This is a genomic window from Mangrovimonas sp. ST2L15, assembly GCF_001280515.1.
GTDB lineage: Bacteria > Bacteroidota > Bacteroidia > Flavobacteriales > Flavobacteriaceae > Mangrovimonas > Mangrovimonas futianensis.
Map to the genome: position 1 here is coordinate 40,287 of NZ_LBIQ01000029.1, position 6,099 is coordinate 46,385.

7 protein-coding genes, 1 tRNA gene and 1 pseudogene are annotated in these 6,099 nt (G+C 35.2%); 6 read left to right on the forward strand and 3 right to left on the reverse strand.

Going from position 1 to position 6,099, the window contains the following annotated elements; translation table 11 throughout:
* The 4 genes from ZA07_RS03920 (at position 1) to ZA07_RS03935 (ending at position 4,026) form a co-directional block, all read left to right on the forward strand.
* On the forward strand, positions 1–1,902 hold the full coding sequence (locus ZA07_RS03920; RefSeq protein WP_053970438.1) for an ATP-dependent DNA helicase RecQ: 1,902 nt from the start codon (positions 1–3) through the stop codon (positions 1,900–1,902).
* Positions 1,899–2,849 (forward strand): methionyl-tRNA formyltransferase, encoded by a 951-nt coding sequence (gene fmt / locus ZA07_RS03925; protein WP_053970439.1) that lies wholly within the window; start codon positions 1,899–1,901, stop codon positions 2,847–2,849. Before ZA07_RS03920 ends, fmt begins: the two co-directional genes overlap by 4 nt.
* 194 nt (positions 2,850–3,043) lie before the next feature.
* On the forward strand, positions 3,044–3,316 hold the full coding sequence (locus tag ZA07_RS03930; protein WP_053970440.1) for an HU family DNA-binding protein: 273 nt from the start codon (positions 3,044–3,046) through the stop codon (positions 3,314–3,316).
* 149 nt (positions 3,317–3,465) lie between these two features.
* A complete protein-coding gene (locus ZA07_RS03935; RefSeq protein ID WP_053970441.1) occupies positions 3,466–4,026 on the forward strand; it encodes a YqgE/AlgH family protein in 561 nt (186 codons plus the stop codon).
* On the opposite strand, the gene ZA07_RS03940 is transcribed toward ZA07_RS03935, so the two are convergent.
* Positions 4,023–4,865: an aminotransferase class IV gene (locus ZA07_RS03940; RefSeq protein WP_053970442.1), complete on the reverse strand. Its 843-nt coding sequence runs from the start codon at positions 4,863–4,865 to the stop codon at positions 4,023–4,025. The genes ZA07_RS03935 and ZA07_RS03940 overlap by 4 nt on opposite strands.
* A 52-nt stretch (positions 4,866–4,917) precedes the next feature.
* Complete coding sequence (locus tag ZA07_RS03945) at positions 4,918–5,304, reverse strand: START-like domain-containing protein (protein ID WP_053970443.1); 387 nt, start codon at positions 5,302–5,304, stop codon at positions 4,918–4,920.
* Positions 5,305–5,433: 129 nt separating this feature from the next.
* On the opposite strand from ZA07_RS03945, the gene ZA07_RS03950 reads away from it, so the two are divergent.
* Together ZA07_RS03950 and ZA07_RS03955 are read left to right on the forward strand one after the other, a co-directional pair.
* Positions 5,434–5,507, forward strand: a tRNA-Met gene (locus tag ZA07_RS03950).
* A 54-nt stretch (positions 5,508–5,561) separates the two neighbouring features.
* Positions 5,562–5,822, forward strand: coding sequence for a hypothetical protein (locus ZA07_RS03955; protein ID WP_053970444.1), 261 nt, complete (start codon positions 5,562–5,564; stop codon positions 5,820–5,822).
* Between the two features lie 93 nt (positions 5,823–5,915).
* Here the strand turns inward: ZA07_RS03955 and ZA07_RS16155 are convergent.
* A pseudogene (locus ZA07_RS16155) lies at positions 5,916–6,099 on the reverse strand (selenocysteine lyase); the annotation flags it as partial.

Genomic DNA, 6,099 nt, shown 5'->3' on the forward strand with positions numbered 1-6,099 from the left:
ATGAGATTGCAGGCCATTGACATATTAGAACAATATTGGAATTACACATCCTTTAAACCCCTTCAAAAAGAAATCATTGATGCCGTTTTGGAACATGAAGATGTGTTTGGACTGCTGCCTACAGGTGGTGGGAAATCCCTCTGTTTTCAAGTACCAGCAATGATTCAAGATGGTATTTGCATTGTTGTTTCCCCTCTTATTGCTCTCATGAAAGACCAAGTTAGATCCCTAAACCAAAAAGGAATTAAAGCGCTATGCTTGAGCAGTGGGATCTCCTATAGTGATTTGGATGCCCTTTTAGACAATTGCATTTACGGAAATTATAAATTCCTTTATCTCTCACCTGAAAGATTACAACAGGAATTGGTACAGGATCGCATCAAACAGATGCCGGTCAACCTTATAGCTGTCGATGAAGCGCACTGTATTTCTCAATGGGGAAATGACTTTAGGCCAGCTTATAAAAATATTCAAGTTTTAAGACAACTTATCCCACATGTTAACTGCATCGCATTAACAGCTTCAGCTAATGAAGAAGTGGTGGAAGACGTTATTTCTGAATTGGACTTGTTTCAGCCAAAAATTTTCAAACAGTCCTTTGAAAGAACAAATTTGGCCTACATGGCCTATAATGTGGAGGATAAGAACTATATGTTGGAATCCATTTTAAAAAAATACTCAGCTTCAACCATAGTTTACGTCAGAAACCGGAAATCAACTATTGAAATTTCAAACCAACTAAATAGCAAAGGCATCTCCGCAACCTTTTATCATGGCGGACTACCGACTAAAGAAAAAGACCAGCGTCAAAACGACTGGATGACCAATCAAAAACAGGTGATGGTGGCTACAAATGCCTTTGGTATGGGAATAGACAAACCCGATGTCAAAACAGTGATTCACATGAACCTTCCCGAGAGTCTGGAAACCTATTTTCAAGAGGCAGGAAGAGCTGGAAGAAATGGAGAAAAAGCATTTGCTGTCGTTTTAAAAAACAACAACGACATCCCTTTATTAAAGAAGCAATTTTTAAGTACGCTGCCTACTGTTGATGACATTAAGCTTATTTACAGAAAACTCAATAACTACTTCCAAATCCCCTATGGTGAAGGAGAACAAAGCACATTTGAATTGAATTTCAACCAATTCTGCCACACCTACCAACTCAATGGTATTTTAGCTTACAATGCCCTACAGCTTTTGGATAGAACGAGCATCATAAGTTTATCAAGAGAGTTCAGTAATAAAACCAAGATACAGTTTCTTGTGAGCAACGAAGTTCTTTTTCCATACATGGATCGACACCCCGATTTGGGAATCCCGGTCAAAACCATTTTAAGGACTTATGGTGGTATTTTTGAACAAGAAACCAAAATCAACACCTTAAAACTGGCTGAAAAAGCATCTATTGGTGAGAATAGATTTATTGAAATTTTGAAAAAACTGGAAGTTGATGGTATTATTTCACTTCAACTCAAATCAACAGACATACAAGTTACTTTTATTCAACCAAGGGAGGACGATAAGACTATCAACCGCATCATACCTATCATTCAACAACAAAATGACCTAAAGAATAAGCAAGTGAATGATATGATTTCATACATCGAAAATGATGAACTTTGCAAAAGCATCCAATTGCTATCCTATTTTGGCGAAGAGAACCTAAATGCTTGTGGTATTTGTTCGGTATGTATCAAAAAGAGCTCTAAGCCTTCTATTTCTTTGGAGGAAGTCAACGAGGCTATTTTAGCTTATTTGGGAAAAAGAGATGCCAATTCAAGAGAATTACTATTAAAAATTCCTTTTCAGGAGAAAGAACTTAAACAGTCCTTGAAAGCTCTTTTGGAACAAGGACTAATTACCATTACAATTAAAAACACCTATAAATTAAATCAATGAAAAGAGATTTGAAAATCGTCTTCATGGGAACTCCAGATTTTGCTGTTGCCACTTTAAAAAGTTTGATAGAGCATCAATATAATGTGGTAGGAGTTATTACTGCTCCCGACAAACCAGCAGGAAGAGGAAGAAAAATTCAAGAAAGTGCAGTAAAGACCTATGCAGCGAGTCAAGGCCTTCACATCATGCAACCGACCAATCTTAAAAGCGAAGCATTTTTGGAAGAATTGAAGAGCCTTAATGCCAATCTCCAGATCGTTGTTGCCTTTAGGATGCTACCAGAATTAGTTTGGAAGATGCCAGAATACGGAACCTTCAATTTGCACGCCTCCCTACTCCCTAATTACAGAGGAGCAGCTCCTATTAATTGGGCCATCATTAATGGAGAAACAAAAACAGGGGTCTCCACTTTCTTTATTGATGAAAAAATTGATACAGGTGAAGTCATCCTTCAAAAAGAAGTCGAGATAAACAAAACTATGAATGCAGGAGATTTGCATGACCAATTGATGGACGTAGGGAGCGGTTTGGTTATTGAAACTGTAGAGCTTATTGAATTAGGCCCTGTAAGCACCAAACCACAACCAGAAGGATTACCAACAAAAACTGCCTATAAGCTAAATAGAGACAATTGCAAGATTAATTGGCATAATTCCCTAGATCAAATTTATAACCACATAAGAGGCCTTAGCCCTTACCCAGCAGCATGGACATCTATTGAAAATGGAGAAGAGCTTTTGGAAGCCAAGATCTACAAGTCAGAAAAAATTGAGGAGAACCACCAATATCCTATCGGAACAATCCTTTCCACCAAGAAAGAATTAAAAGTAGCTGTTAGAGAAGGTTATATAAATATTTTAGATATCAAGCTTCCAGGAAAGAAAAAAATGGATATCAAATCATTGTTAAACGGTTATTCCTTTTCTGAAAATTCAAAAGCGCTCTAATCCCTTGATTTTATTGATATCGCAAAAAACACTATAAAAAACACGCCCTTTATTAACAAATGGGTGAAGTTATTAACAATAACACGCATTTCCCTTGCTATTACTTGCTTAGTAGCAATATCCGTATAAATTTGTATAGGATTTAACTAAAAAAATGTTTAACCAACAATTTATTAATAATTAAATTTAAAATTATGAACAAATCAGATTTAATCGATGCTATGGCAGAACATGCAGGAATTACTAAAGCCGCTGCTAAAAAAGCCTTAGAGTGCATGTTAATTGAAATTGAAGGAGCTTTACAAAAAGGTAACAGAGTTTCTTTAGTTGGTTTTGGTTCTTGGTCAGTTTCTAAAAGATCTGCAAGAGAAGGAAGAAACCCTCAAACAGGAAAAACTATTAAGATCAAAGCTAAAAATGTAGTTAAGTTTAAAGCAGGTGCTGATTTATCTAATGCGATAAACTAAATTACTGAATAGTAAGCGAATAAAAATTTATTTATATTCTAAAGCCTTCCGTTTCTGGAAGGCTTTTTCTTTGTAAAGTCACAAACAGTGGGGAATTGTTTGATTTATTCAAAAATTTTATTAGCTTTAATATATAATCCTCATCCGTTATGACTACTATCAAACCAAAAAAGGGCTGTTTACTCATCGCAGAACCCACAATAATTGGTGATATTTCCTTCAATCGGTCTATCATTCTTTTGGCTGATCACAACGATGAAGGATCCATCGGTTTTATTTTAAATAAACCCTTAGATTACACCATAAAAGATCTCATCCCTGAAATTAAGGCTGACTTTAAAATTTATAATGGTGGACCTGTAGAGCAGGATAACCTTTATTTCATTCATAAAATACCGGACTTAATTCCAAATAGCATAGAGATTTCTATGGGCATCTATTGGGGCGGTGATTTTGATCGAGTAGCAGAACTTATTGCCAATAATGAAATTGAGGAAAATAACATTCGCTTTTTCCTTGGCTATTCAGGTTGGGCATCAGAGCAACTCAACGATGAACTTAAATCAAATTCTTGGGTAGTCACAGAAAACATCTATGAAAACTCCATTATTGAAAAAGACTATGAATCTTTTTGGAAGGAAAAAATGCTGGAGTTTGGGGACGACTACAGTATATGGTCGAATGCTCCTGAAAACCCAAGTTTCAATTAAGACAACCTAACTTTCACATTTACTTTTTGTAGAATCTCTTTAGCGAATTCAACTGAGAAATTCTTTTTTCTATATTTAGTAACTGGCTGAATTCCAGTTATAACGTTTGTAATAAACAATTCATCTGCTTTTTGCAACTCAAAAGGTGAAATGGATTCTTCCTTAATCTCCCAATCTGGCATTAATTCAATAATTTCCATTATCTGTTTCCTCATAATCCCCTTTAAACATCCGTCCTGCAGCGGCGGTGTTTTTACTGTCTTCCCTTTAACTAAAAAAACATTTCCATTTAATGCTTCTATCACTTGCTTTTCTGTATTGAGGAGCAGACAATTCTGGAGGTCATTTTCTTGAGCATAGATACTACCCACTACGTTAAGTGCCCTATTGTTGGTCTTCAAAGTTGAAAACAAGCCAGGCGCCACATAAAAATCTTTAAATAAATCCACCTGATAGTTATACTCATTTAGGAGGTAAAAATCAGATTCCAAACCCTTTACAGAAATCAGATAACTCACTCGGTTTGAATTGGGAGTATAAAGTCCTCCTTCTACTCTATTAACGGCTAATTTTATTCTTACCGACTTTTTTTCAAGATTATTGGCCTGAATCGTTTTCACAATCTCCTCCTGTAAAAATTCCATGGTAAATTCCATAGGAATATCCATTCTTAAAATTCGCATAGAGGCCATCAAGCGAAAATAATGGTCTTCCCAAAAAAACAGTTTTCCAGAAACATATTTCATGGTTTCAAAAACCATATCACCATAATTATAACCTCTATTTTCTGCTGATATGAGTTGTTCTGTAGAAGTAAGTGTGCCGTTAAAATTAATCATAAAAAAATCCCGAATAAATTCGGGACAAATATACGGGTTATGATTTTAAAATCTAGGCTGAACCAAGAACGTGTTTCAAATCTGAAATTTGATTGTCCCAAAGCATTTTAGCCTCTTCAACTTCATCCTCATCAGCAAAATCTGTTACAATCAAGCTTACATCTTTAGTGATCTCATCCACCTGAATCTTCATTTCGAAATATGCTGCAGTATCTTCCTCATAAGACCATCTAAACTTAATTCTTTCACCGCTTTTCTTACTGACCAATTTTGCTTGCTCCTCAGTACCGTCCCATATAAATTTAAATATTTCTCCTCTTGAATTCACATTTTCTGCAAACCATTCTGATAATCCTGAGGGTGTTGATATATATTGATACAGTAACTGTGGTGAGGCATGAATGGGGAACTCCATTTCAAATTTTACTTTTTCGTCCATTTTAAATATTGATTATTATTCGCTCAATATATACATTAATTGATAAGTTTGCCAAAAAAAATTAAAATATTTTAAACGAATAATCTTTGCTGAATTCTAATTTGTTTTTATCTTTGCAGCCGTTAAAATGGCGAGGTAGCTCAGTTGGTTAGAGCGTTGGATTCATAACCCAGAGGTCCCGAGTTCAAATCTCGGTCTCGCTACAAATTTTAAATAATTGTACATAAACGGTTTAGCAAAGGCTAAACCGTTTTTTTATGCCCAATTATAAAGTTGTTTTTACATTTGCATACGAAAGCCAATACGAAAATGCATACGATTTGCCCAACAAAAACAAATTTACCACTCCAAAAATTTACCCATCAAAAGGAGATTTAAGTAAACGTTGGTACGTTTATTTTTCCTTTCAGAATCCCGATGATCCTTCAAAACTGAAACGGGTCACTCCCTTTTACGGAAAGGTCAATGTATTTAAGACCAAGGAAGAACTTAACCCTTCCGGAAATAAGGCTACATAATTTTAATAATTATGTATAAAAATGGTAAAGCAATTAGACGCCACAGCGTATCGTTAAATTGAAAATTTTAGACGTACTTACCCCTGGAAAACTTTATAAGAACCAATTATTGGTAATTAACTCTACAGTATTCATATTACTAACATGTAAAAATTCATTTTTGGAGGCGTTGTATGTATAATCCTTGCCCCACTCAGAAAAAGATTTGGATACTGCTTCAATGGCATCACATATACTTTCTAATTCTTCATTGGTCATGGTTGGATGAATGGACATC

Excerpts from the sequence above, each read along its gene's own strand:
- ZA07_RS03920 (WP_053970438.1), top strand. The coding sequence starts at position 1 with ATGAGATTGCAGGCCATTGACATATTAGAACAATATTGGAATTACACA.
- fmt (WP_053970439.1), top strand. The coding sequence starts at position 1,899 with ATGAAAAGAGATTTGAAAATCGTCTTCATGGGAACTCCAGATTTTGCT.
- ZA07_RS03930 (WP_053970440.1), top strand. The coding sequence starts at position 3,044 with ATGAACAAATCAGATTTAATCGATGCTATGGCAGAACATGCAGGAATT.
- ZA07_RS03935 (WP_053970441.1), top strand. The coding sequence starts at position 3,466 with ATGACTACTATCAAACCAAAAAAGGGCTGTTTACTCATCGCAGAACCC.
- ZA07_RS03940 (WP_053970442.1), bottom strand. The coding sequence starts at position 4,865 with ATGATTAATTTTAACGGCACACTTACTTCTACAGAACAACTCATATCA.
- ZA07_RS03945 (WP_053970443.1), bottom strand. The coding sequence starts at position 5,304 with ATGGACGAAAAAGTAAAATTTGAAATGGAGTTCCCCATTCATGCCTCA.
- ZA07_RS03955 (WP_053970444.1), top strand. The coding sequence starts at position 5,562 with ATGCCCAATTATAAAGTTGTTTTTACATTTGCATACGAAAGCCAATAC.